This window comes from Halomonas sp. HG01 (genome assembly GCF_000968715.2).
Taxonomy (GTDB): domain Bacteria; phylum Pseudomonadota; class Gammaproteobacteria; order Pseudomonadales; family Halomonadaceae; genus Halomonas; species Halomonas halophila.
In genome coordinates this window covers 1,144,717-1,169,211 of sequence record NZ_CP022134.1, presented here as the reverse complement: position 1 = coordinate 1,169,211, position 24,495 = coordinate 1,144,717, and the positions used below count along the sequence as shown (strand labels likewise).

Annotated in this window: 26 protein-coding genes; 13 read left to right on the top strand and 13 right to left on the bottom strand. The window is 70.0% G+C overall.

What is annotated here, in order from left to right; genetic code table 11:
* Positions 1 to 90: 90 nt before the first annotated feature.
* The gene (locus tag UN84_RS05445; RefSeq protein ID WP_035592426.1) at positions 91 to 852 is read right to left on the bottom strand and encodes a Nif3-like dinuclear metal center hexameric protein; all 762 of its coding nucleotides are present in this window, start codon (positions 850 to 852) and stop codon (positions 91 to 93) included.
* A 100-nt stretch (positions 853 to 952) separates the two neighbouring features.
* Here UN84_RS05445 and UN84_RS05440 point away from each other — a divergent pair, with 100 nt between their 5' ends.
* The gene (locus tag UN84_RS05440) at positions 953 to 2,173 is read left to right on the top strand and encodes a S1C family serine protease (protein WP_046079767.1); all 1,221 of its coding nucleotides are present in this window, start codon (positions 953 to 955) and stop codon (positions 2,171 to 2,173) included.
* 83 nt (positions 2,174 to 2,256) lie between these two features.
* Here UN84_RS05440 and hisD read toward each other — a convergent pair whose 3' ends face one another.
* The 9 genes from hisD to UN84_RS05395 form a co-directional block, all read right to left on the bottom strand.
* Positions 2,257 to 3,579 (bottom strand): histidinol dehydrogenase, encoded by a 1,323-nt coding sequence (gene hisD, locus UN84_RS05435; protein ID WP_046079768.1) that lies wholly within the window; start codon positions 3,577 to 3,579, stop codon positions 2,257 to 2,259.
* A gap of 34 nt (positions 3,580 to 3,613) precedes the next feature.
* Complete coding sequence (gene hisG / locus UN84_RS05430; protein WP_035592422.1) at positions 3,614 to 4,267, bottom strand: ATP phosphoribosyltransferase; 654 nt, start codon at positions 4,265 to 4,267, stop codon at positions 3,614 to 3,616.
* A 19-nt stretch (positions 4,268 to 4,286) separates the two neighbouring features.
* Positions 4,287 to 5,549 carry a UDP-N-acetylglucosamine 1-carboxyvinyltransferase gene (murA, locus tag UN84_RS05425; protein ID WP_046079769.1) on the bottom strand — a complete coding sequence of 421 codons (1,263 nt, stop codon included), beginning with the start codon at positions 5,547 to 5,549 and terminating at the stop codon, positions 4,287 to 4,289.
* 13 nt (positions 5,550 to 5,562) lie between these two features.
* Positions 5,563 to 5,817: a BolA family protein gene (locus UN84_RS05420; protein WP_016854417.1), complete on the bottom strand. Its 255-nt coding sequence runs from the start codon at positions 5,815 to 5,817 to the stop codon at positions 5,563 to 5,565.
* 249 nt (positions 5,818 to 6,066) lie between these two features.
* On the bottom strand, positions 6,067 to 6,414 hold the full coding sequence (locus UN84_RS05415; protein WP_046079770.1) for an STAS domain-containing protein: 348 nt from the start codon (positions 6,412 to 6,414) through the stop codon (positions 6,067 to 6,069).
* Entirely contained in the window at positions 6,411 to 7,067 is a 657-nt protein-coding gene (locus tag UN84_RS05410) for an MlaC/ttg2D family ABC transporter substrate-binding protein (protein ID WP_046079771.1), read from the bottom strand. Before UN84_RS05410 ends, UN84_RS05415 begins: the two co-directional genes overlap by 4 nt.
* Before the next feature lie 5 nt (positions 7,068 to 7,072).
* The gene (gene mlaD, locus UN84_RS05405; RefSeq protein ID WP_035592413.1) at positions 7,073 to 7,537 is read right to left on the bottom strand and encodes an outer membrane lipid asymmetry maintenance protein MlaD; all 465 of its coding nucleotides are present in this window, start codon (positions 7,535 to 7,537) and stop codon (positions 7,073 to 7,075) included.
* Positions 7,538 to 7,589: 52 nt separating this feature from the next.
* A complete protein-coding gene (gene mlaE / locus UN84_RS05400; RefSeq protein ID WP_035592411.1) occupies positions 7,590 to 8,372 on the bottom strand; it encodes a lipid asymmetry maintenance ABC transporter permease subunit MlaE in 783 nt (260 codons plus the stop codon).
* Complete coding sequence (locus UN84_RS05395; RefSeq protein ID WP_046079772.1) at positions 8,369 to 9,181, bottom strand: ATP-binding cassette domain-containing protein; 813 nt, start codon at positions 9,179 to 9,181, stop codon at positions 8,369 to 8,371. The genes mlaE and UN84_RS05395 overlap by 4 nt, the downstream gene beginning before the upstream one ends.
* 188 nt (positions 9,182 to 9,369) lie before the next feature.
* Here UN84_RS05395 and UN84_RS05390 point away from each other — a divergent pair, with 188 nt between their 5' ends.
* The 11 genes from UN84_RS05390 to UN84_RS05340 all read left to right on the top strand — a co-directional run bounded on the left by UN84_RS05390 (position 9,370) and on the right by UN84_RS05340 (position 17,030).
* Positions 9,370 to 10,356, top strand: coding sequence for a KpsF/GutQ family sugar-phosphate isomerase (locus UN84_RS05390; RefSeq protein WP_035592405.1), 987 nt, complete (start codon positions 9,370 to 9,372; stop codon positions 10,354 to 10,356).
* Between the two features lie 14 nt (positions 10,357 to 10,370).
* A complete protein-coding gene (locus UN84_RS05385) occupies positions 10,371 to 10,928 on the top strand; it encodes a KdsC family phosphatase (RefSeq protein WP_046079773.1) in 558 nt (185 codons plus the stop codon).
* A 4-nt stretch (positions 10,929 to 10,932) separates the two neighbouring features.
* Positions 10,933 to 11,517 (top strand): LPS export ABC transporter periplasmic protein LptC, encoded by a 585-nt coding sequence (gene lptC / locus UN84_RS05380; RefSeq protein WP_046079774.1) that lies wholly within the window; start codon positions 10,933 to 10,935, stop codon positions 11,515 to 11,517.
* Entirely contained in the window at positions 11,514 to 12,041 is a 528-nt protein-coding gene (gene lptA, locus UN84_RS05375) for a lipopolysaccharide transport periplasmic protein LptA (RefSeq protein WP_035592396.1), read from the top strand. The genes lptC and lptA overlap by 4 nt, the downstream gene beginning before the upstream one ends.
* Positions 12,038 to 12,763: an LPS export ABC transporter ATP-binding protein gene (gene lptB, locus UN84_RS05370; RefSeq protein WP_046079775.1), complete on the top strand. Its 726-nt coding sequence runs from the start codon at positions 12,038 to 12,040 to the stop codon at positions 12,761 to 12,763. Before lptA ends, lptB begins: the two co-directional genes overlap by 4 nt.
* Before the next feature lie 156 nt (positions 12,764 to 12,919).
* Positions 12,920 to 14,320 (top strand): RNA polymerase factor sigma-54, encoded by a 1,401-nt coding sequence (locus UN84_RS05365; RefSeq protein WP_046079776.1) that lies wholly within the window; start codon positions 12,920 to 12,922, stop codon positions 14,318 to 14,320.
* 113 nt (positions 14,321 to 14,433) lie between these two features.
* On the top strand, positions 14,434 to 14,745 hold the full coding sequence (gene hpf, locus UN84_RS05360) for a ribosome hibernation-promoting factor, HPF/YfiA family (RefSeq protein ID WP_016854429.1): 312 nt from the start codon (positions 14,434 to 14,436) through the stop codon (positions 14,743 to 14,745).
* A 3-nt stretch (positions 14,746 to 14,748) separates the two neighbouring features.
* Positions 14,749 to 15,234 (top strand): PTS sugar transporter subunit IIA, encoded by a 486-nt coding sequence (locus UN84_RS05355; protein ID WP_046079777.1) that lies wholly within the window; start codon positions 14,749 to 14,751, stop codon positions 15,232 to 15,234.
* Positions 15,235 to 15,266: 32 nt separating this feature from the next.
* Positions 15,267 to 16,166, top strand: a complete 900-nt coding sequence (rapZ, locus tag UN84_RS05350) for an RNase adapter RapZ (protein ID WP_046079778.1) — start codon at positions 15,267 to 15,269, stop codon at positions 16,164 to 16,166.
* 4 nt (positions 16,167 to 16,170) lie between these two features.
* Positions 16,171 to 16,440, top strand: a complete 270-nt coding sequence (locus UN84_RS05345) for an HPr family phosphocarrier protein (protein WP_035592380.1) — start codon at positions 16,171 to 16,173, stop codon at positions 16,438 to 16,440.
* 50 nt (positions 16,441 to 16,490) lie between these two features.
* Entirely contained in the window at positions 16,491 to 17,030 is a 540-nt protein-coding gene (locus tag UN84_RS05340) for a hypothetical protein (RefSeq protein ID WP_046079779.1), read from the top strand.
* A gap of 82 nt (positions 17,031 to 17,112) precedes the next feature.
* Here the strand turns inward: UN84_RS05340 and pmbA are convergent, their stop codons facing one another.
* Positions 17,113 to 18,453 (bottom strand): metalloprotease PmbA, encoded by a 1,341-nt coding sequence (gene pmbA, locus UN84_RS05335; RefSeq protein WP_046079780.1) that lies wholly within the window; start codon positions 18,451 to 18,453, stop codon positions 17,113 to 17,115.
* Positions 18,454 to 18,578: 125 nt separating this feature from the next.
* Between pmbA and yjgA the strand changes: the two genes are divergently transcribed.
* On the top strand, positions 18,579 to 19,082 hold the full coding sequence (yjgA, locus tag UN84_RS05330) for a ribosome biogenesis factor YjgA (protein ID WP_046079781.1): 504 nt from the start codon (positions 18,579 to 18,581) through the stop codon (positions 19,080 to 19,082).
* A gap of 100 nt (positions 19,083 to 19,182) precedes the next feature.
* Here the strand turns inward: yjgA and tldD are convergent, their stop codons facing one another.
* Together tldD and UN84_RS05320 are read right to left on the bottom strand one after the other, a co-directional pair.
* Entirely contained in the window at positions 19,183 to 20,637 is a 1,455-nt protein-coding gene (gene tldD, locus UN84_RS05325) for a metalloprotease TldD (RefSeq protein ID WP_046079782.1), read from the bottom strand.
* Positions 20,634 to 24,491 (bottom strand): YhdP family phospholipid transporter, encoded by a 3,858-nt coding sequence (locus UN84_RS05320; protein ID WP_046079783.1) that lies wholly within the window; start codon positions 24,489 to 24,491, stop codon positions 20,634 to 20,636. The genes tldD and UN84_RS05320 overlap by 4 nt, the downstream gene beginning before the upstream one ends.
* Positions 24,492 to 24,495: the final 4 nt, after the last annotated feature.

Sequence of the window (24,495 nt, the reverse complement as noted above, 5' to 3'; positions counted from 1 at the left end):
GCCCGATCCGGGAACCCGCCACGAACACGAAGACGCCGCCCATGGCTCGAGCTCCATGGGCGGCGTCTTCGCGTCCACGCCCCGCCGCCGTCAGGCGGGGTTGTCGATATCCACGAAGCGATGCTCGATGCCGAACTCCGCGGCGAGGCGTTCGCCCAATGCCTGGACGCCGTAGCGCTCGGTGGCGTGATGCCCCGCCGCCAGGTAGTGGATGCCCAGCTCCCGCGCCAGGTGCGTGGTGCGCTCCGAGATCTCGCCGGAGATGAAGGCATCGGCCCCGGCCGCCGCGGCCTCGGCGATCATGTCCTGGGCCCCACCGGTGCACCAGGCCACGCGCCGGACCTCGCCGCCGCCGGGCGCCTCGACCAGCAGCGGCTCGCGACCCAGCCGCTCACCGACATGCTCGGCCAGCGCCGCCGCGCTCATCGGCACGGAAGGCCGCCCCCGCCAGATCAGCCCCTCGCCGAGCTCGCCGTCGGCGCAGCCTTCCGCCACGAAGCCCAGCCGCTCGCCCAAGCGGGCGTTGTTGCCAAGCTCGGCATGGGCGTCCAGCGGCAGGTGATAGGCCAGCAGGCCGATGTCATGAGCCAGCAGGGTCGCCAGCCGGCGACGCTTCATGCCGGTGACCGCCACCGGCTCGTTCTTCCAGAAATAGCCATGGTGCACCAGCAGCAGATCGGCGTCCCAGGCCACCGCCTGGTCGAGCAGTGCCTGGCAGGCGGTGACGCCGCTCATCACCCGAGCGACCCGCTCGCGGCCTTCGACCTGCAGGCCGTTGAGGGTGTAGTCCTTGAATCGCGCCGGTGACAGCAGCCGATCGCAGGCCGCCACCAGTTCCGTGGATGTCGTCATGAAGCCTCCGGACGGTTCACGCATGCAATGTTACAATTCGAGCCATTCTAAACCGCCGCCCCGCCACCCTGCGACCACGCACCAGAAGGAAGCCCGCCGCATGCGACGCGCCCTCCCCTATGTCTGGCCCATCCTGATCGGCCTGCTGCTGGCCATCGTGCTGCTCAACGCCTTCCCGCGACTGGTGGGTCGCCAGGCCACGCCGCCCGTCGCCACCTCGCCGCCCCCGCTGCAGACCGCCGACGAGGTCGAGCGGCCGGCCCCCAGCCTGCGCGAAGCCCCGCCCATGGAACGCGGCGAAGGCCCGGCCAGCTACGCAAGCGCCGTGGCACAGGCCGCCCCGGCGGTGGTCAACGTCTATTCCTCGCGGGTGGTGGAGCGCGACAGTCATCCGCTGATGTCCGATCCCTTCTTCCGCCAGTTCTTCGGCGATGACGCTCCGCGCCGCCAGCGCATGCTGTCGAGCCTGGGCTCGGGGGTGATCGTCAGCGCCGACGGCTATGTGCTGACCAACCACCACGTGATCCGCGGCGCCGACCAGATCCAGGTGGCACTGCGCGACGGCCGCGAGACCCTGGCCGAGGTCATCGGCACCGACCCCGAGAGCGACCTGGCGGTGCTGCGCATCGACCTCGACGACCTGCCGGTCATCGAGCTGTCCGACTCGGACCAGGCGGCGATCGGCGACGTGGCGCTGGCCATCGGCAATCCCTTCGGCGTCGGCCAGACCGTGACCATGGGTATCGTCAGCGCCACCGGCCGCAGCCACCTGGGGCTCAACGCCTACGAGGACTTCATCCAGACCGATGCCGCCATCAACCCGGGCAACTCCGGCGGCGCCCTGATCAATCCGGACGGCGCACTGGTCGGCATCAACACCGCCATCTTCTCGCGCTCCGGCGGCTCCCAGGGCATCGGCTTCGCCATCCCCGCCAACCTGGCACGCAGCATCCTCGAGCAGATCGTCACCCAGGGCCGGGTGGTGCGCGGCTGGCTGGGCGTCGAGGCCCAGGAGCTCAACCCGGAGCTGGCCGCCTCCTTCGGCCTGGCGGCACCCACCGGCGTGATCATCGCCGGCGTGGTGCCCGACGGCCCGGCGGATGATGCCGGCCTGCAGCCCGGCGACGTGCTGCTCAAGGTGGATGGCAACCCGATTCTCGATCCGCGACAGACCATGAGCGACATCGCCGACATCGCCCCCGGCACCGATCTGCCGGTGACGGTGGTGCGCGGCGGCGAGCCCCTGGAGATCACCCTCGAGGTCGCCGAGCGTCCCACGCCGTCGCGCCCGCTGTCCCTCGAGAAGCCCGACTCGCCCTGAGCGACACCCTTCCGCCGAAACGACCGCGGCCCCGTCGCTGACGGGGCCGCGGTCGTTGTTGCCTGGCAAGGCCCGAAGGGCCCTCAGTCGCGGATGCGGTACTCGGCGCTGCGGGCATGGGCGGTCAGCGACTCGCCGCGGGCCAGCACCGAGGCCGTGCGGCCCAGGGTCGAGGCGCCCTCGGCGGAGCAGCCGATCAGCGAGGAACGCTTCTGGAAGTCGTAGACGCCCAGCGGCGAGGAGAAGCGCGCCGTGCCGGAGGTCGGCAGCACGTGGTTGGGGCCGGCACAGTAGTCGCCCAGCGCCTCGGCGGTGTAGCGACCCATGAAGATGGCGCCGGCGTGGCGCACCTCGGGCAGCCAGTCCTGCGGGGCTTCCACCGACAGCTCCAGGTGCTCCGGGGCGATACGGTTGATCAGCGCCACCGCCTCGTCGCGGTCGCGGCAGTGGATCAGCGCGCCGCGCTCGGCCAGCGAGGTGCGAATGATCGCCTCGCGCTCCATGGTCGGCAGCAGCCGGGCCATGGCCTCGCCGACTGCCTCCAGGTGATCGCCGTCCCAGCTGACCAGGATCGACTGGGCGTCCTCGTCGTGCTCGGCCTGGGAGAACAGGTCCATGGCCAGCCAGTCGGCGTCGGTGCCGCCATCGGAGACCGCCAGGATCTCCGAGGGACCGGCGATCATGTCGATGCCGACCTGGCCGAACACCGCTCGCTTGGCGGTGGCCACGTAGATGTTGCCGGGGCCGACGATCTTGTCGACCCGCGGCACCGTCTCGGTGCCGTAGGCCAGCGCGGCCACGGCCTGAGCGCCGCCGATGGTGAAGACATGATCGACGCCCGCCAGGTGGGCGGCGGCCAGCACCAGCTCGTTGAGCACGCCATCCGGGGTCGGCACCACCATGACGATCTCGCCGACGCCGGCCACGTGAGCCGGCAGCGCGTTCATCAGCACCGAGGACGGATAGGCGGCCTTGCCGCCGGGCACGTAGATGCCGGCGCGGTCCAGCGGCATGACCTGCTGGCCGAGCACCGTGCCGTCATCTTCGGTGTACTGCCAGGATTCGGGCTTCTGGTGCTCGTGGTAGCGGCGCACCCGGTCGGCGGCGGTGGCCAGCGCCTCGCGCTGCGCCTCGGGCAGGCCATCGAAGGCCTGGCGCAGGCGATCCGGCCCCAGGGTCAGATCGGCCATGCTCGACGCCGAGAGGCGATCGAAGCGGTTGCTGGTCTCGACCACGGCAGCATCACCGCGGGTCTTCACGGCCTCGAGGATGTCGGCGACGCGGCGCTGGACCTCGTCATCGGACACGCCTTCCCAGGCCAGCAGGGCATCGAGGCGTGTCTCGAAGTCGGCGTCGGCGGTGGACAGACGCGCGATCTCGAGGCGGCCGGCGGACACTTCACTCATGACGATTGCTCTCCTCTCAGGGATGACCGGCCGCTCAGGCCGGCGCCTCGGCGCTGCGCCGCTCGACCGCCTCGCGCAGGCGGGCGATCAGCGGCTTGAGGCGGTCGTGCTTCATGGTCATGGCCGCCTTGTTGACCACCAGACGGGTGGAGATCGGCGCGATCAGCTCGCGCGGCTCCATGCCGTTGGCCCGCAGGGTGTTGCCGGTATCGACGATGTCGACGATCTCGTCGGCCAGGTTCATCAGCGGCGCCAGCTCCATGGCGCCGTAGAGCTTGATCACCTCGGCCTGGATGCCCTGCTCGGCGTAGTAGCGCTTGGCCACGTTGACGAACTTGGTGGCCACCCGACGCCGGGCGTGGGACGGCTCGGCACCGCTGACCCCCGCGGTCATCAGCTTGCAGCCGGCGATCTCGAGGTCCAGAGGCTCGTAGAGGCCCTCGGCCCCGTGCTCGAGCAGCACGTCCTTGCCCGCCACGCCCACGTCGGCGGCGCCGAGCTGGACGTAGGTGGGCACGTCGGTGGCGCGGATCACCACCAGCTTGACGTCCGGCAGGTTGGTGTCGAACAAGAGCTTGCGGCTGGCCCCCAGGTCCTCGGCGGGCGTGATGCCGGCCTCGGCCAGCAGCGGCAGGGTCTCGTCGAGAATGCGGCCCTTGGACAGGGCCAGAATCAGTTGCTTGCTCATGGTCTCGCCTGTTGTCGGCTCAGCCCGGAATGCGCCGGATCTTGGCGCCCAGCAGCTGCAGTTTTTCCTCGATGCACTCGTAGCCACGATCGATGTGGTAGATGCGGTCGACCAGCGTCTCGCCCTCGGCCATCATCGCCGCGATCACCAGCGACGCCGAGGCGCGCAGGTCGGTGGCCATGACCGGCGCACCGGACAGGCTCTCGACGCCGGTGATCACCGCGGTATTGCCCTCGAGCGCGATGCTCGCGCCCATGCGGTTGAGCTCCTGGACGTGCATGAAGCGGTTCTCGAAGATGGTCTCGACCACCCGGGCGGTGCCTTCGGCCACCGCGTTCAGGGCCACGAACTGGGCCTGCATGTCGGTGGGAAAGGCCGGATAGGGCGCGGTGCGCACGTTGACCGCCCTGGGCCGCTTGCCGTGCATGTCCAGCGCGATCCAGCCCTCGCCGGTGGTCACGGTGGCACCGGCCTCCTCGAGCTTGGCCAGCACCGCCTCGAGGATGTCGGCGCGGGTGTTGCGCACCTTCACCCTGCCCCGCGACAGCGCCGCGGCGACCAGGAAGGTGCCGGTCTCGATGCGGTCCGGCATCACGTCGTGCTCGGCGCCGTGCAGCCGCTCGACGCCCTCGACGACGATGGTGTCGGTGCCGTGGCCGCGAATGTTCGCGCCCATCTTGATCAGGCATTCGGCCAGGTCGGTGACCTCCGGCTCGCGGGCGGCGTTCTCGAGCACCGTGGTGCCCTCGGCCAGCACCGCGGCCATCAGCAGGTTCTCGGTGCCGGTGACGGTGACGGTGTCGAAGAAGATGGTCGCCCCCTTGAGGCGACCGTCGACCCGCGCGCGGATGTAGCCACCCTCGACGCGGATGTCGGCGCCCATGGCCTCGAGGCCGCGGATATGCAGATCGACCGGCCGGGAGCCGATGGCGCAACCGCCGGGCAGCGACACGTCGGCCTGGCCGAAGTGGGCCAGCAGCGGTCCGAGCACCAGGATCGAGGCGCGCATCTTCTTGACCAGCTCGTAGGGCGCGTGACAGTCGGTCACCTGGGCGCCGTCGAGCTGGATGCTCATGCGCTCGCCCATCACCGGCTGCACGCCCATGTGGCCGAGCAGCTCGAGGGTGGTGGTGATGTCCTGCAGGTGCGGCAGGTTCCCGATGGTCACCGGCTCGTCGGCCAGCAGGGTCGCGCAGAGAATCGGCAGGGCGGCGTTCTTGGCACCGCTGGCCCAGACCTCGCCATCGACGGGGCCGTTGCCGGTAATGATCAGCTTGTCCATGTCACCTCGAGCCTCAGGCCCCCTTGTTCTCGGCGGCACCCTGCCACTGCTCGGGCGTGTAGGTCTTGATGGTCACGGCATGCAGGGCGCCGGAGGCGATCTCGTCGGACAGCGCGCCGTAGATCAGCTGCTGTCGCTTGACCCGGGACAGCCCTTCGAACACCTCGCCGACGGCGACCACCTGGAAGTCGCAGCCCTCGCCCTGGATATGAAATTCGCAGCCATCGAGCCGGCTCTCGAGCAGCGCCTTGACCTCAGTGGGAAGCATCGAACCCTCGCTAGAAAATGGTTGATCCGTGAAAGCGCCACCGCGATGCGATGACGGGACGAACAGGCCGACCATGGTAATGAAAAGCGACGCCGTTGGCGACGTGCGCGTATGGCGACGTGCGCGTATGGCGACATGCGCGCCAGCCGACGAGTCTCGACACGATACGCCTGGTCATGACGAGCCTCGAAACACGAAGGGGCCGGGGCGACGCCCGTCGCTCCCGGCCCCTTGCCGTCATGGTGCCGCTCACGCTTCGGTGGCGTCGACGCTCGCCTCCACCGGCAGCAGGGTATCGACTCCGGCGACCTCGGTCAGCCGGGCCAGCGGCGGCGACAGCCGCACCGCCTCGAGAGTGAGGCCACCGGCCCGACTCTGGCGCGTCCACTCCAGCAGCACGCTGACCGCCGCACTGCTGACGCGCCCCACCCCGCCGAGATCGAAGACCACGCGGCTACCCTCGCTCTGGCTGGCAAGCCAGCGCTGGCCGGCGGCGGCAATCTCCGCGGCCCCGTCGAAGTCGACCTCGCCGGACACCGACAGCACCTCGCCATCGACCTCGAGGCGATTGGCACCGTTCTCCAGCAGCACGCTCATCCTGCCTCGCCCTGCTCCAGCTCGTCGACGGCGAGCTCCGGCGCCCAGCCATCGATCACGGCGTCGTAGTCGCGATTCTGGTCGCGCATCGCCTGATCGAACTGGTTGCGGAAGGTCAGCCCCAGGTTGATGCCGTTGACGATCACGTTGACCACCTTCCACTGGCCGTCATCCTGACGCAGCGAATAGCTCACCGGGTAGACGGTACCGTCACTGGCCACCACTTCCATCTCGACGCTGGCCTGGTCCTCGTAGCGGCCGGCATCCTGGTTGTCGAGCACGCGGATGTCCTGGTAATCGAAGGTCACCAGTCCCTTGGCATAGGTATCGATCAGCGTCTGACGGAAGGTGTCGACGAAGCGCGAGCGCTGCGACGGGGTGGCGTTGCGGAAATAGCGGCCCATGACGCTGGCGCCGATATAGCGGAAATCGGCCACCTGCTCGAGGCTGTCGTCGACCACGACCTCGAGCTCGTCGGGATGCTCGCGGTAGTAGTCCCGACGCCCCTCGATATCGCCCATCAGCTCGTCGATGCTGTCGCGGATCAACTGTTCCGGGGTGTTGGCCTGGGCGACCGCCGGCAGCGCCATCAGGCACATCACCAGGATCGTCATGGCGCCGACCAGGCGCCGGGAAAGGCTCGTTGCGTTCATCGGGTTCACTCCTTGGCCATGTTGGACACGAACTGCTGGATGAGCTCTTCCAGCACCAGGGCGGACTGGGTATCGCGCAGGCGATCGCCGTCCGCCAGCGTCTCGGGGGCGCCGCCCACCGACAGTCCCACGTACTGCTCGCCGAGCAGTCCCGAGGTAAGAATCGCGGCGGTGGTATCCTCGGGCAGCGCCCCTTCCAGCTCGTCGTCGAGCGTCAGCACCACCCGCGCGTCGTACCACTCCGTGTCGAGGTCGATGCTCTCGACCCGCCCCACCGTGACACCGGCCATGGTGACCCGGGCACGCGGCTTGAGACCGCCGACGTTGGCGAAGTTGGCCTCCAGGCGGAAGTCGTCGCCCGGGGGCGCGAGGCTCAGGCCGCTGACCCTCAGGGCGAGGAACAGGAGCCCCAGGATGCCGGCCAGCATGAACAGGCCGACTCCGAGTTCCATCGTCTTGCTGCGCTTCATTCCATGTCTCCACAAATCCGCGGCGGCCGACAGCCGCCATCATGCTTCCGCCTCAGGCGAGCCCGCCGAACATCAGGGCGGTCAGGACGAAATCCAGCCCCAGCACGGCCAGCGAGGCATAGACCACGGTGCGCGTGGTGGCGCGGGCGATGCCCTCCGACGTCGGCACCAGGGCGTAGCCCTGATAGACCGCAATCCAGGTCACCACCAGGGCGAACACCAGGCTCTTGATCAGGCCGTTGAGGATGTCATCGACGAATTCGACGCTGGCCTGCATGTTGCCCCAATAGGAGCCCTCGAAGACGCCCAGCCACTTCACGCCGACCAGCTCGCCGCCCCAGATGCCGATCACGCCGAAGCCGATGGTCAACAGCGGCAGGGCGACGAAACCGGCCCACAGGCGCGGGGCAACGACCCGGCGCAGCGGGTCGACGCCGATCATCTCCATGCTGGTGAGCTGCTCGGTGGCCTTCATCAGGCCGATCTCGGCGGTCAGCGCCGAGCCGGCACGGCCGGCGAACAGCAGCGCCGCCACCACCGGCGCCAGCTCGCGCAGCAGCGACAGCGCCACCATCTGGCCGAGCGCATCCTCGGCGCCGAAGTCGACCAGGATGGTGTAGCCCTGCAGGCCCAGCACCATGCCGATGAACAACCCCGACACCATCACGATGGCCAGCGACAGCACGCCCACGAAGTACATCTGGCGCAGCCACAGACGGATCCCTTCGCCGGAGGGCACGCCCACTGCCGACTGGACGAGCAGCAGCGTCGCCTGGCCGAGTCCCTCGGCGACGCCGAAGCCCAGGCGTCCCAGACGTTGAATCATCGCCATCATCTCGCGCCTCCCGTGCCCAGCAGGTCCTCATGGAAATCCCTGGCGGGATAGTGGAACGGCACCGGGCCGTCCGGCTCGCCGTGAACGAACTGGCTGACCCTGGGGTCGCGATCCACGTCGAGGCTCTGTGGCGTGCCCTGGGCCATCACCTGGCCGTCGGCGATCACGTAGACGTAGTCGGCGATGGACAGGGTCTCCTTGATATCGTGGGACACCACCACCGCGGTCAGCCCCAGGGCATCGTTGAGCCGGCGAATCAGCTGCACCAGCACGCCCATGGAGATGGGGTCCTGGCCGACGAAGGGCTCGTCGTAGAGGATCAGGTCCGGGTCCAGGGCGATCGCCCGGGCCAGCGCCACGCGCCGCGCCATGCCGCCGGAAAGCTCCGACGGCATCAGCGTTCGGGCGCCGCGCAGGCCCACCGCCTGAAGTTTCATCAGCACCAGGTCGCGGACCATCGATTCGGGAAGGTCGGTGTGCACGCGCAGCGGAAAGGCCACGTTCTCGAACACGTCGAGATCGGAGAACAGCGCCCCGCTCTGGAACAGCATGCCCATGCGCCGACGCATCCGGAACAGCGCCTTGCGCGACAGGGCGTGCACGTCCTCGCCGCCGATCATCACCCGACCGGCGTCAGGGGCGAGCTGGCCGCCGATCAGCTTGAGCAGGGTGGTCTTGCCGGTGCCGCTGGGTCCCATGATCGCGGTGATCTTGCCGCGTGGCACCGCCATGTCGAGGCCGCGGAAGATCTCCGTCTCTCCGCGAGAGAAGCGCAGGCCCTCCACCTCGATGAGGGGAGAATCGGTCATCCAATGAATTCCCTGATAGATTATCGAACATCGTATCCTAACCATCGACCGGGGCGCCAGCGCCGTCATGTGCCGGCTTGCGCAGCACGGCCTCAGCGGGTTCAATGAGCGCCCTCTTGCGTGGCCCGCCGGCGCCGAATCGGCCGTCCGCCCTTGAGCCCAACCCCGCGACAGGCAACAATCCTCCCATGACAGACGACACCTCCTCCCTCACCGGCCTGCTGGCCAGCGCCGAACGCACCCTGCGGCTGGAGCAGCAGGCCATCGGCGCCCTCGTCGCGCGCCTGGACGGCGACTTCGAGCGCGCCTGCGAGCTGATCCTGGCCTGTCGCGGCCGCGTGGTGGTCACCGGCATGGGCAAGTCCGGCCACATCGGCAGCAAGATCGCCGCCACCCTGGCCAGTACCGGTACCCCGTCCTTCTTCGTGCATCCGGGCGAAGCCAGCCACGGCGACCTGGGCATGATCACGCCGGGCGACGTGGTGCTGGCGCTGTCGAATTCCGGCGAGACCGCCGAGGTCACCGCCCTGCTGCCGCTGCTCAAGCGCCTCGGCACCCCGCTGATCAGCATGACCGGGCGCCCCGGCTCGACCCTGGCTCGCCACGCCGAGGCCCACCTGGACGCCGGCGTCGAGCGCGAGGCCTGCCCGCTGGATCTGGCGCCCACCTCCTCGACCACCGCCGCCCTGGCACTGGGCGATGCCCTGGCCGTGGCGCTGCTCGAGAGCCGCGGCTTCACCGCCGAGGATTTCGCCCTCTCGCATCCCGGCGGCAGCCTCGGCAAGCGGCTGCTGCTCAAGGTCTCGGACCTGATGCATCAGGGCGCCCGCCTGCCGCAGGTCGCGCTGGGCAGCCCGCTGCGCGATGCGCTGCTGGAGATCACCCGTCAGGGCCTGGGCTTCACCTGCGTCATCGACCCCGAGGGCAGGCTGGCCGGGGTCTACACCGACGGCGACCTGCGCCGCACCCTGGATCAGTTCAGCGACCTGTCGTCGCTGACCGTGGATCAGGTGATGACGACCCCCGGCAAACGGACCTCGCCCGACACCCTGGCCGCCGAGGCCGTGCGGCTGATGGAGGACAACCGCATCACCGCCCTGGCCGTGGTCGACGATGACGGCCGCCCGGTGGGCGCGCTACACATGCATGACCTGCTGGCCAGCGGCGTCATCTGACCCAAGGAGATTCCATGCCCTTCGACGCCCCCCTGCTGAACCCGGACCTGGTCCAGCGCCTGCGACAGGTGCGCCTGCTGGCCCTGGACGTGGACGGCGTGTTGACCGACGGCCGCCTCTACTTCGATGCCGACGGCGACAGCCTCAAGGCCTTTCATACCCTCGACGGTCACGGCATCAAGCTGGTGCAGCGCGCCGGCATCCAGGTGGCGCTGATCACCGGCCGCGACTCGCCGATGGTCACTCGCCGCGCCAGCGCGCTCGGCATCCGGCATCTGCATCAGGGCATCGAGAAGAAGCTGCCGACGCTGCGCCAGCTGTGCCAAGACCTCGAACTCGACCTCTCCCAGGTCGCCTACTGCGGTGACGACCTGCCCGACCTGGCCCCGATCCATCGGGCCGGCGTCGGCATCAGCGTCCCCGGCGCGCCGAGCTACATCCGTCGGCACGCCGACTGGGTCACCGAACGCGAGGGCGGTCATGGCGCGGTTCGCGAGATCTGCGACACCCTGCTCCAGGCCCAGGACAGCCTGGACGCCGTGCTCGACACCTATCTGAACGGCCAGGACTGACGCCATGCGCCTCCCTCGTCCCGGCTTTCGCACCTGGCTGTTCCTGCTGCTGCTCGCCCTGGGCGGCGGCCTGGCGCTGCTCGACCAGCGCCCCGAGGCACCGCCGGGCCCCGCGCCCCAGGGCGAGACGGGAGAGCCCGACTACTACCTGGAGAACGCGCACCTGACGCGATTCGACGCCCAGGGCGCGCCTCACCAGCGCCTCACCACGCCGCGCCTGGAGCACACGCCCATCGACGACGTCACCCGGCTGACCACGCCCCACGCCCAGCTTCGCGACAGCGAAGGCCGGCAATGGCTGGCCGACGCCGAGCGCGGACGCCTGGAAGACGGCCAGCGCCTGCTCACCCTCGAGGGGCAGGCGGTGCTGACCGCCCCCGAGGAACGCTGGCGGCTCGAGACCGAACGCCTGTACTACGACAGCATCGCCGGTCACGCCTGGAGCGACACGCCGGCACGACTGAGCCAGCCGCCGCAGTGGATGCGCGGCGAGCGCTTCGACGCCTGGCTCGATGACAACCGCGCCCGACTGACCGACAATGTGCGCGGCCACCACCCGCCGGACCCCCAGGAGGACCCCGAGTCATGACGCGATCCCTCGCTTCACTGCTCAGCGCAGCGCTGCTCGCCACCGCGCTGGCCGCCCCCGCCGCCCTGGCGCTGGAAGGCGACGCCAGCGCGCCCATCCAGGTCGAGGCCGACCGCCTGGACCTCGACGACCGCGCCGGCACCGCCGTCTATCAGGGCGACGTGCAGATCCAGCAGGGCAGCATGCAGCTGACCGGCGACCGCGTGGAGATCCAGCGCAACGAGGCCGGCCAGCTGACCACCGCCACCGCCACCGGCCAGCGCGCCTACCTGGAGCAGAAGCCCGCCCCCGATCAACCCCTGGTCCGCGCCTGGGGCCGCACCGTGGTCTACCACGTGGCCGAGCGGCGCATCGAGCTCGTCGACCAGGCCGAGCTGCACCAGGGCGGCGACACCTTCGACGGCGGCTACCTCGAATACTTCCTCGACCGCCGGGTGGTGCAGGCCCGCTCCGACGCCGAGGGCATCGGCGAGCGCCAGCGCGTGCGCATGACCCTGGAGCCGGAACAGCAGGACGGCCCATGAAGACCCTGAGTGCCCAGAACCTCGCCAAGAGCTACAAGCGCCGTCGCGTCGTTCACGACATCAGCCTGGAGATCCAGCAGGGCCGCATCGTCGGCCTGCTGGGCCCCAACGGCGCCGGCAAGACCACCTCCTTCTACATGATCGTCGGCCTGGTCCGGGCCGACGCCGGCCGCGTCGTCATCGACGACCGCGACCTCTCCGGCGCCGCCATGCACCAACGCGCCCAGGCCGGCATCGGCTACCTGCCCCAGGAAGCCTCGATCTTCCGCAAGCTGTCGGTGGCCGACAACATCATGGCCATTCTCGAGACCCGCCGTGACCTCGACCGTGCCGGCCGCAAGGCGCGCCTGGAGGCACTGCTGGAGGAGTTCCACATCACCCACATCCGCGACAACCTGGGCATGAGCCTGTCCGGCGGCGAGCGCCGGCGGGTCGAGATCGCCCGGGCGCTGGCCACCGAACCCGATTTCATCCTGCTCGACGAGCCCTTCGCCGGCGTCGACCCGATCTCGGTAGGCGACATCAAGGGCATCATCCGCCAGCTCAAGGCCCGCGAGATCGGCGTGCTGATCACCGACCACAACGTGCGCGAGACGCTGGACATCTGCGACGGCGCCTACATCGTCGGCGACGGCCAGATCATCGCCGAAGGCGACGCCGAGGCCATCCTCGCCAACCAGCGGGTACGCGACGTCTACCTGGGCCAGGACTTCCGACTCTGAGCCTATTGGCTTCGCAAGTCACTGATATATTGTCGCCATGCACAGACAGGCATGGCAATTGCCATTGGCATGCTAATTGCTGAGCAAAGGCTTGCACGGCGGGCACACCCACACTAGGGTGGAAGGCCTCTTTGCCGCAGGACCGGAACGCTTGCCATGGCCATGAAGGCATCCCTCCAACTGCGTGTCGGCACCCAGCTGACCATGACGCCCCAGCTGCAGCAGGCCATCGGCCTGCTGCAGCTCTCGACCCTTGATCTGCGCCAGGAGATCCAACAGGCCCTGGAAGCCAATCCCATGCTGGAGCTGGAGGACGACTTCGGCGAGCAGGCCGCCGGGGAGACGCCGGACGACGACTGGTCCGACGAGATTCCGGAAGAACTCAGCGTCGACAGCGACTGGTCGGACACCTTCCAGGACGCCGGCGGCAGCGGCGAGGCTCCCGACTTCGAGCGCCAGGCCGCCGGCCAGAGCCTGCAGAGCCACCTCGTCTGGCAGCTGGCCATGAGCGAGCTCGACGAACGCGAGACCCGCATCGCCGAGAGCCTGATCGATGCCGTGACGCCGGACGGCTATCTGGATCAACCGCTCGACGAGCTGCGCGACGGCCTGCGCGCCCAGGGCCTCGACGGGCTCGCTACCCGCGAGGTCGAAGCGGTGCTGCTGCGCCTGCAGCAGTTCGAGCCCACCGGCGTGTTCGCCCGCGATCTGCGCGAGTGCCTGCTGCTGCAGCTGGCCACCCTGACCGACGACACCCCGCTGCTGCCCCAGGCGCGCCGCCTGGTACGCCAGTTCCTCGAGGCCCTGGCCGGCAACGACCGGCGGCTGCTCAAGCGGCGTCTGGGGCTCGACGACGAGACCCTCGACGAGGTCATCGGCCTGATCCGCGGCCTCGACCCGCGCCCGGGCAGCGAATTCGCCAGCGGCGACAGCGACTACGTGATTCCCGACCTGATCGCCCGCTACACGCCCCAGGGCTGGCGCGTCGAGCTCAACCCCGAGGCGATGCCGCGGCTGCGCATCCAGCCCGACTACGCGGCGCTGATCAAGCGCGCCGACAAGAGCGACGACAACCAGTTCCTCAAGGACCACCTGCAGGAGGCGCGCTGGCTGATCAAGAGCCTGGCCAGCCGCAACGACACCCTGCTGCGCGTCGGCCACGAGGTGATGACCCGCCAGATCGAGTTCCTCGAGCACGGCGAAGAGGCCATGAAGCCGCTGATCCTGGCCGACATCGCCCAGACGGTGGAGATGCACGAGTCGACCATCTCTCGGGTCACGACCCAGAAGTTCATCCACACCCCCCGCGGCGTCTTCGAGCTCAAGTACTTCTTCTCGAGCCAGGTCGGCGACGGCGAGGATGCCCACTCCAGCACCGCGATCCGCGCCCGCATCCGCAAGCTGATCGAGGGCGAACCGCCGCGCAAGCCGCTGTCCGACAGCAAGCTGGTCACCCTACTCGCCGAGGAGGGCATCGAGGTGGCCCGACGCACCGTCGCCAAGTATCGCGAAGCGATGCACATCCCCTCCTCCAGCCAGCGCAAGCGCCTCGGCTGAGGCCCTCCCGACGGGGGGGTTCCAGAGTATGAAAACGCGTCTGGCACGGGGGGTTTGCAAGGCACCAAAAAGGGTTACAATCGAGTCACCACCCAAGGAGCAAGGAGCGTGTCATGCAAGTCAACCTCACCGGCCATCACGTGGAATTGACCGAGCCCCTGCGTGACTACGTGCAGGAGAAACTCTCCCGCCTGGAACGCCATTACGACAACATCACCACCGTTCAGGTGACGCTCTCCGTCGAGAAGGAACGCCAACAGGCCGCCTGCACGCTGCACGCCGCCGGTGCCGATCTGCACGCCGAAGCGATGGACGCCGACATGTACGCCGCCATCGACGCCCTTGCCGACAAGCTGGACCGCCAGCTCGTCAAGCACAAGGAAAAGACTCAGGCCCGCGCCCAGGGCGCCGCAAGCGTCCGCTGAGTCATGTCACTCGAAGCCATCCTGCCCCCCGAGCGCACCCTCTTCGGTGTGCCCGGGGGGAGCAAGAAACGGGTGCTGGAGTTCTTCAGCACCTTCATCGCCCAGAACATTCCCAGCCTCGACAGCCAGGAGGTCTTCAGCCGGCTGATCGGGCGGGAGCGCCTGGGCAGCACCGGCATCGGGCACGGGGTCGCCATCCCCCATTCCCGCAACCCTCACTGCAAGGCCCCTATCGCCGGCTTTCTCAAGCTCGACGAACCGGTCGACTTCGACGCCATCGACGGTGAACCCGTCGACCTGGTGTTCGTGCCGCTGGTCCCCGAGGAAGCCGACGACGCGCATCTCGCCCTGCTCGGCCAGGTCGCCGGCGTGATGAACGACGCCGCGACCCGCAGCGCCCTGCGTCGGGCCGGCAGCCAGCGCGAGCTGCACGACAGCCTCCTCGACGCCATCCGACGACAGGCACCGGCCGCCAGCGGACGCAGCTGAGGGCCGCCCCCGACCAGGAGACCCGATCCGTCATGCAGCTCGTCATCATCAGCGGACGCTCCGGCTCCGGCAAGTCGATCGCCCTGCAGGCCCTCGAGGACCTCGGCTACTACGCCATCGACAACCTCCCGGCGATGCTCCTCGGACCGCTGGTCGACGAGCTGCGCAGCGGCCAGTCCCTGCGCAGCGCCGTCGCGGTCAGCATCGACGCCCGCAACCTGCCCCATGCCCTGGAACGCTTCCCGACGCTGCTCGAGGACGTGCGTGCCCGCGACATCCAGTGCCAGGTGATCTACCTGACCACCGATGCACGCATCCTGCTGGAGCGCTACTCCGCGACCCGGCGCCGACACCCCCTGACCCGCGATACCGAAATGACCCTGGCCGAGGCGATCGATCGCGAGGAAGACGCCCTGTCGGAGATCCGCGACCTCGCCGATCTGCTGATCGATACCTCGCGGCTCTCGGTGCATGACCTGCGTGGCCGCATCACCGACCAGGTCGCCGGGCATCGCCGCGAAGGGCTGACGCTGACCCTCGAGTCGTTCGGCTTCAAGCGCGGCGTGCCCCTGGACGCCGATATCGTGTTCGACGCCCGCTGCCTGCCCAACCCCTACTGGGACCCGCGGCTGCGTGATGCCACCGGCCGCGACGACAGCGTGATCGCCTTCCTCGAGGGCTACCCGGTGGTCGACGAGATGGCCGACGACATCCTGGCCTGGATCGAACGCTGGCTGCCCCGCTACCGCGCCAGCCAGCGCAGCTACCTGACCGTGGCGATCGGCTGCACCGGCGGCCAGCACCGCTCCACCTACCTGGCCGAGCGACTGTCCCGGCGTCTTGCCGAGACCCACGCCGGCGTGCGCCTGCGCCATCGCGAGCTCGGCCTGCAACTCACGCTTCCCGACCCGAACGACGCCAAGGACCGCTAGTCACGTGCCCAGCCGCAAGCTCACCCTGACCAACAAGCGCGGCCTGCACGCCCGGGCCGCCACCCGCCTGGTGCAGTGCTGCCAACCCTACGCCTCCCGCGTCACCGTCTGCCATGGCGACCAGCAGGCCGATGCCACCAACATCATGGCGCTGCTGATGCTGGCCGCGCCCTGCGGCACCGAACTGACCCTCGAGGCCGACGGCGACGACGGCGAGGCGGTGCTGGATGCGCTGGAAGCCCTCTTCGCGGCCCGCTTCGACGAAGAAGCCTGACCAGAGGCCGTCTCGACGGCGCCATCACTCCCCCTCTACCGAGCAGGACCATGCAGCTGATCCAGACCGGCAAGTACTCCAGAGTCCACTTCGATCCCGAGCGCGACCACTTCATCAAGACCTTCCAGCCAAAGACCGTCGACCGGCTGCGCTACCTGGCGCGCATCCGGCCCTACCCCGGGCGCAACTTCGCCCTCATTGCTTCGCGGCTCGAAACCCTCGGCATCGCCACGCCGACCATCGTCGAGGCGCGCCCCTATCGGCTGGTCACGGAGAACATCCATGGCGTACCGCTCAAGCAGCTGATCCTCGACTCCCCCGACCTGCAGGAACAGTATCTGGACGCGCTGGTCGCCTTCGACCGCGACGGCATTCACTGCCGCGGCCTGCACACCGACAACTTCCTGGTTCGCGACGGTCGCCTGTTCGCCATCGACCTCGATGCCTACAAGGCACCGCGCTGGCGGCGCTATCCGCGCCGCGAGTACCTGGACTGCCTGAGCCGCTCGCTCAAGGGCAACGAGGCCTTCCTGTTCACTCGCCTGCTCGAACGGCTGGGCGTGGACGAACACTACCGCCCGAAACGCTGAGCACCGGCACCCGGACCACGACAACATCGTACAAAAAAGCCCGCGAGCGTCTCGCGGGCTTTTTGTCGTTACCGTGTCCGGCTCAGCTGCCGGCCACGGTCATCTCGTCGATCAGCCAGCTGCCGGTATGGATGCTTCCGCGGGTGTCGATGTCGTCGCCGACGCCGACCAGTCCCCGGAACATCGTCGCCAGGTTGCCGGCGATGGTGAATTCCTCCACCGGGTGCTGGATGCGGCCGTTCTCGACCCAGAAGCCCGCGGCGCCGCGGGAGTAGTCGCCGGTAACGCCGTTGACGCCCTGACCCATCAGCTCGGTGACCAGCACCCCGCGATCCATGCGCGCGAGCAGCGCCTCCTGGGACTCGAGCGGCGCGCTGAGGCGCAGGTTGCGGGCGCCGCCGGCGTTGCCGGTGGTCTCCATCCCCAGTCGCCGCGCGCTGTAGGCGGACAGCATGTAGCTGGCCAGCCGTCCCTGATCGATGAAGACGTTGTCGCGGGTCGCCACGCCGTCACCGTCGAAGGCGCTGCTGGCCATGCCGCGCACCAGGCGCGGCTTCTCCTGCAGCGAGAACCATTCGGGGAAGAGCGCATCGCCGAGGCGGTCGCACAGGAAGGAGGATTGGCGATAGAGGGCGCCGCCTGCGATGGCACTCAAGAAGCTGCCGACCAGCCCCGACGCCAGGCTCGGATCGAACAGCACCGGCATCCGCCCGGTGGCCGGGCGCTGGCCGCCGAGCCGGCGCAGGGTGCGCCGCGCGGCGCTCTCGCCCACGGCCTCGGGCGCCAGTAGCTCGCGAGGGTCGCGGGCGCTGGTGTAGTCGTAGTCGCGCTGCATGCCGTGCTCGTCCTCGGCGATCAGCATGCAGGACAGCGAGTGGCGGCTGCCGCGCTGACTGCCCAGGAAGCCGTGGCTGTTGGCGTAGACGCGCACGCCCTCACCGCTGGACAGCCCCGCGCCGTCGGAGCTCCTGATGCCCGCCTGGCCGCGGCCGGCGTTCTCGCAGGCCAGCGCCAGCTCGACCGCCTCCTCGGTGGACAACGCCCAGGGGTGATGAACGTCGAGGTCCGGCAGCTCCTGGGCCATCAGATCGGCCGGGGCGAGCCCCGAGGCCGGGTCCTCGCCGGTGTAGCGGGCGATGGCCATGGCCTTCTCGACCACGTCCTGAATCGACGCCTCGGAGGCGTCGGTGGACGAGGCACTGCCCTTGCGTTGGCCGACGTAGACAGTCACCGCGATGCCCTGATCGCGGGACAGCTCGACGGTCTCGACCTCGCCCTCGCGCACGTTGACGCCCACGCCCTGGTCGACGCTGGCGCCCACCTCGCAGGCATCGGCGCCGAGCCGGCGGGCCAGCGCCAGGGCCGCCTCGGCACGGGTTTCCAGCAGCGACTGCTGGGCGACGGCATCGAAAGCCTGTGTCATCGTCTTGACTCCTCACTCGACCGGCCAGGCGGCCGATACACAACATGGTCGTTTGGCCAGCCCGACGCGGCGGGCTGGTATACTGGGCCAATGCCTAACGCCCCTCTCATGAATCAGGACGCCGCATGACCCAGGATGATTTCTCTTCGGCCGACGAACGGCCCAGCAAGTCGCAGCTCAAGCGCGAGATGCATGCCCTCCAGGAGCTCGGCGAACGGCTGATCGCCATGCGCGAGGCCGAACGCGACCGCTTCCCGCTCTCCGACGACCTGCTGGCGGCCATCGAGGAGACCGGCCGCATCCGCGCCCGTGAGGCCCGCCGCCGGCACATGCAGTACGTCGGCAAGCTGATGCGCCGCGAGAACCTCGACGGCATCCAGGCGGTGTTCGACGAGATGGACCGCGAGCAGCTGCGCCGCGACCACGCCTTCCACCGCCTGGAGCAGTGGCGCGACCGCCTCATCGAGGACGACGACGCCCTCGAGGCCTTCATCGCCGACTACCCCGACGTCGACCGCCAGGCCCTGCGCCAGCTGATCCGCAACGCCCGCCGCGAACGCGATCAGGGCAAGCCGCCGACCAACGCCCGCCGGCTGTTCAAGCTGATCCGCGAGACCGCCGAGCTGTAAAGCCGGAAGCTTGAAGCCTGAAGCTGGAAGTCCTCCCGTCAGGCCATGGGTTTCTCTTCCAGCTTCCCGCCGCGAAGCGGCGCTCTTACAGCTTCAAGCTTTAGGACTGCGTTCCACCGACGGTCAGCTCGTCCAGCTTCAGCGTCGGCTGGCCGACGCCCACCGGCACACCCTGCCCTTCCTTGCCGCATACGCCGATGCCGGTATCCAGCTCCAGGTCGTGGCCGATCATCGACACATGCCCCATGGCCTCCGGGCCGTTGCCGATCAGGGTCGCGCCCTTGACCGGCGCGGTGATGCGACCGTCCTCGATCAGGTAGGCTTCACTGGCCGAGAACACGAACTTGCCCGAGGTGATGTCCACCTGGCCGCCGCCGAAGCTCACGGCATAAATACCGCGTGAGACGCTCTTGATGATGTCGGCGGGGTCGTCCTGGCCGGCACGCATGTAGGTGTTGGTCATGCGCGGCATCGGCATGTGGGCGAAAGACTCGCGGCGGGCGTTGCCAGTGGGCGCCATGCCCATCAGCCGGGCGTTGAGCTTGTCCTGCATGTAGCCGGTCAGGATGCCATCCTCGATCAGCGTGGTGCACTGGGTCGCCGTGCCCTCGTCGTCGACGGACAGCGAACCACGCCGGTCTGCCAGGGTGCCGTCGTCGACCACGGTCACGCCGGGCGCGGCCACGCGCTCGCCCATGCGGCCGGCGAAGGCCGAGCTGCCCTTGCGATTGAAGTCGCCTTCCAGGCCATGGCCCACCGCCTCGTGGAGCAGGATGCCGGGCCAGCCGGCCCCCAGCACCACCGGCATCTGGCCGGCCGGGGCGTCCACGGCGTCGAGGTTGACCAGCGCCTGGCGCACGGCTTCCTTGGCGAAGCGCTCGGCGACATTCTCGTCGCGCAGGCGCGACATCGGATAGCGGCCACCGCCGCCGGCGCTCCCGCGCTCGCGGCGGCCGTCGCGCACCGTGATCACGCTGACGTTGAAGCGCACCAGCGGGCGCACGTCGGCGGCCAGGGTGCCGTCGCTGGCACGCACCAGCACCACCTCATAGACGCCGGTCAGCGAGGCGCTGACCTGGCTCACCGACGGGTCGGCAGCCCGGGCCACGCGATCGGCCTCCTTGAGCATGGCGACCTTCTCGTCGGCGGAGAGTCCGGCCAGCGGATCGATGCCGGCATAGCGAGACGTCGGCGCCGTCACCACGCGCGGCGCGGCGCCCACCTTCTGGCCGCTGCGCACGATGCCGGCGGCGGTGCGACCGGTCTCGGCCAGGGCTTCCATGGAGATCTGGTTGGAGTAGGCGAAGCCGGTCTTCTCGCCGGCCAGGGAACGCACGCCGACGCCGCCGTCGATGTTGTAGCTGGCCTCCTTGACCTCACCGTCCTCCAGCACCCAGCCCTCGTGCCAGCTGCGCTGGAAATACAGATCGGCGTAGTCGATGCCGGCGCCCATGGCGTGGCCGAGGCCGGTATCCAGGGCATCGAGATCGAGCCCGCCGGGGGTCAGCAGCGCCTCGGCGGCCTGGTCGAGCAGGGGTTGCGTGTGTGATGTCATTCGGCACTTTCCAGAGCGATGCGCGGCGAGGTCCAGGGCCCCTCCACGCGATAGTGAATTCGGGTCACGCGGTCGAGGGCGTCGCCGAACAGCTTGTCGGCGATGAACAGCGCCCCTCCGACCACCGGCGCCCCGGCGATCACCGCCGCCAGGGGCAGGTTGTTGCTCACCGGCAGTGTGATGCCCAGACGCTGGTCGAGTTCCCTCCGCGCCAGGTCGACGCTGCCGTCGAGGGTGAAGCGGGTGGCCGGACCGTCGATCTCGACCGGACCGCGGGTCTCCAGCACCCCACCATACAGGGTCGCATCGCCGCTGACACGATCGAAGGCGGTGCCCCGCCCGGTGACGTCGGAGAAGTCCAGGGTCAGCCGGCGCAGCAGGTTGTCCACGTTGAGCAGGCCGACCAGCCGCGCCGAGGGCGATTCCAGGTTGACGAAACGACCGTCGCGCAGCTCGACCGCCAGGTTGCCCCGGGAGCGCGCCAGGGCGAACTGCCAGGGCGCACCGGGCCAGGCCAGCTGTCCGTCGACGCGGGTCTCGGCGTTGCGGATCGCCACCGGCTGGCCCAGCGCCTCCAGGGCCGACCCCAGGTCGCCGCCATCGATGTCCAGCCGTGCCCGGGTCAGGCTCGCCTCGGGGCCGGCGGCCTCCCAGGTCAGGCTGCCCCGGGCATCGATCTCGCCCAGCGTCAGCGCCAGCGGATCGATCACCAGGCGATCCGGCTCGGCCCGCCACTGGGCGTTCAGCGGCCCGAACCGTCGACCCTGATAGCTCAGTTCATCGATGCCCAGCCGAACCGCCGGCAGCGCTTCGAGAGACGCCGGCATGGCGACCGGCGTCGGTGGCACCTCCAGCTCCTCGAGCAGGCGGCCGCCTCCCGCGGAGACCGGTGCCGCCTCGGCCGGCAGCAGGCCGTCGAGGCGCAGCCGCGACAGCGAGACGTCGAGCGGCTGCGAAAGCCCCGGCCGATAGGCTAGCCGGCCGGTCAGCAGGCTGCCGTCCAGGGCCAGGTCCCAGCCGCCGGCCGTCGGGGCTCCCTCGACGATCATCGAGCCCAGGCAGCGCCGCTCGACGCTCAGGCAATCGGTATCCAGCATCAGGTGCGAGATGGCGCCGCTGCCCGCCAGCCCCTCGCCGGCACCGTCCACGCCGGCGGACAACGGCGCCAGGGCGGTGCCCCAGGCCTCGGCATCGACGCGCGGCAGATAGGCCTGCAGCGACCAGCCGGATTCACTGGGCCAGGTCGCCGGTGCCTCGCGGCCCAGCCAGGCCTGCCCCTGGCCGCCGCGCCCGGGGCGCCAGCGCCAGCCGAGGCGCGCACCCAGCCGGCCCGACCAGGGCCCGGCCTCGGCCAGGGCGAAGGTCAGGCGCAGGTCCCGCGGCGTGCCGGCCGGCTTGCCCAGCGGCGCCGGCAGGTCGATGACCAGGTCGCGCAGTTCGCTCGACAGGTTCAAGATCGGCGTCTCGGCGTCGAGATCCACGTCGCCCTGCCAGGCCAGCGGGCCGGACAGCATGCCGCCGATGCCGGCCGGCGCGCCCAGCTCGGTCAGCGCCCCGGCGCGGGCAGTGCCCGACAGCGCGACACGTCCCTCGCCGGTGGCCAGCGTGGCGCTGACCGGCCCGCCCAGCAGCCGTCCGCTCAATCGACCGTCGAGGGAGCCGGCCTCGCCGCGCTGGCGCCAGGCCAGCGGCCCGCTGATGTCGCGGAACGAAAGCCCGCTCGCCGCATGGGTCAGGCGCGGCAGGTCGGCGTCGCCGGCGATGTCGAGCTGCAGCGCCTGGGGCTCGTCCAACGCCATCTCGAGGTCCAGGCCGGCCTCGACGCTCCCCTCGGCCTGCCAGTCGGTGACCGCCTCGATGCCATCGACGGGCATCGCGGCAAGATAGCCCGAGAGTGCCGGGGCGTCGGCGACGAGCGGCCCGCTGACCGAGAGCCGATCGTCCTCGAGGCGCACCTCGGCGTCGCGGGTGCGGATGCCCAGGCTCTCGGCGGCATCCACCTCGGCCTCGAGGGTCTCGCCGCGCAGGCGCAGGCGGCCGGCCACGTCATCCAGCGCCGGCCAGCCGTCGGCGAACGGCAGCCGCCCGGCCTCGACCTCGAGATCCAGGTTCAGGGTCGGCTCGATGGTGGAAAGCCCGGTCTGCTCGTCGCGCAGCGGCACGTGCAGGCGCAGCGCCCCCGCAGGCACCCGCCCGGCCAGGCCGCCGGATAGCCAGTCGGCGAGCTCCGGGGCTTCCTCGCGCAGCACCACCATCGGCAGCCAGTCGATCAACGGCCGCGAGCGAGCGTCCACGTCACGGAAATCCAGCGCCAGGCCGAAGCCGCCGCGGCCGGTGCCACCGGTGGCCAGGCCGAAGTCGCCGCTCACCTCGGCGCCGCGCCAGCCCGCCGAGAGGTGCCGCCCGCTGACGAAGCCGCGCTCGCCGTCGTAGCGCCAGCTCACCTCGCCGCTGGCATGATCGAGCGACATCGGCGCCTCGAAGACCTCGGGAAAGGCCAGCGTGCTGCCCTCGCCGCCGGCGAAGCGCACGCTGCCGTGATTCCCGTCGGCCTCCAGCCACAGCGCCAGCGGACCGCCGCCCGGGGCTTCGTTCCAGGGCGCCACGCTCACCTCGCTGGCACTGACCCGGGCCTGCCAGACGCCATCCTTCACCCCGGCGCCGAGGGCCTCGATGCGCCCGCGCGGGGCCAGCGCGGCCACGCCGCGGTCCAGCGCCTCCGGCAGCGGCAGCCGGGAGCGCCAGGCGGCCAGGGCCTCGAGATCGAACGGGCCGGTGGTGAGCCACCAGTCGCTGTCGTCGCCCTGAAGATACCAGTCCCGAGGCAGCGCTCGCGCCTCGGCCGAGGCCTCGGGGCCGGCGACCTGCTCGGCGTCGGCCTGCACCCAGGCCTGCCAGTCCTCGGCGCCGGCCGTGCGCCGCCATTGGCCCCGCAGCATGGCGTTGTCGAGCACGATATCCGACGCCTCGGCGTCGTCTACCGTCGTGCCCAGCACCAGGCGTGGCGCGGTGACGTCGAGGCGCGCGTCGGCCAGGCGCCCGTGGGTCCAGCGCCCCCACAGCCGGGCCTCGCCCGCCAGGTCGTCGAAGTCCGGCAGCCCCTCGACGCCGAACAGCGACGACAGCCCGGTCAGGCTGTCGAGGCTCATGTCGGCCTGCAGGGCCGCGCCGAAATCGTCCAGCCCCTCGCCCGGCACCAGCTCCATGACCACGCTCGCGGCCTCCCCCGGTCGGCCCCGCAGCCGCACCCGCCCCTCCAGATGCGTGCGTCGGGCATCGCCGACCATCAGCAGCCGCGGCGCCGCGAGCACCGCCTCGTGCTCGCGGCCGTGCAGCACCAGCTCGATGTCCTCGGCCCAGGCGCGCTGGCGCAGCAGCACGCCGACCCAGAAGTCCAGGCGCTCGAGATCGAACTCGCTATCGGGAATCAGCTCGGGGGGCACGTCGGCCGGCTCCGGCCAGTGCCATCGGCCGTCTTCGGCCTGATAGAGATGCAGGGTGAGATCGGACAGCCGCGCATCGGACACCACCGGCATGCCATCGCGCAGGCTGGCACCGGCATCGAGCCGCAGGCGAGCGTCGCCGAGCTCGAGCAGGGGCCGGTCGCCGCCGGCCGCACGCAGCGAGAGTCCGCGCAGCTCGAGCTCGGGATCGAATCCGGCCAGCCCACCCTCGATCGCCTCCAGGCTCACTGCAGCCTCGAAGCGGGCCGAAAGCAGCGCCTCCAGGCGCGGGGTGAGCTGATCGACCTGACCGAGCAGCAGGCGCAGCACCAGGGTGAGCACCGCCACCAGGGTGAGCGCCGCCGCCAGCAGCGTCAGGGTCCAGCGAATGGCCAGGCGAGTCCTCGACATGGGC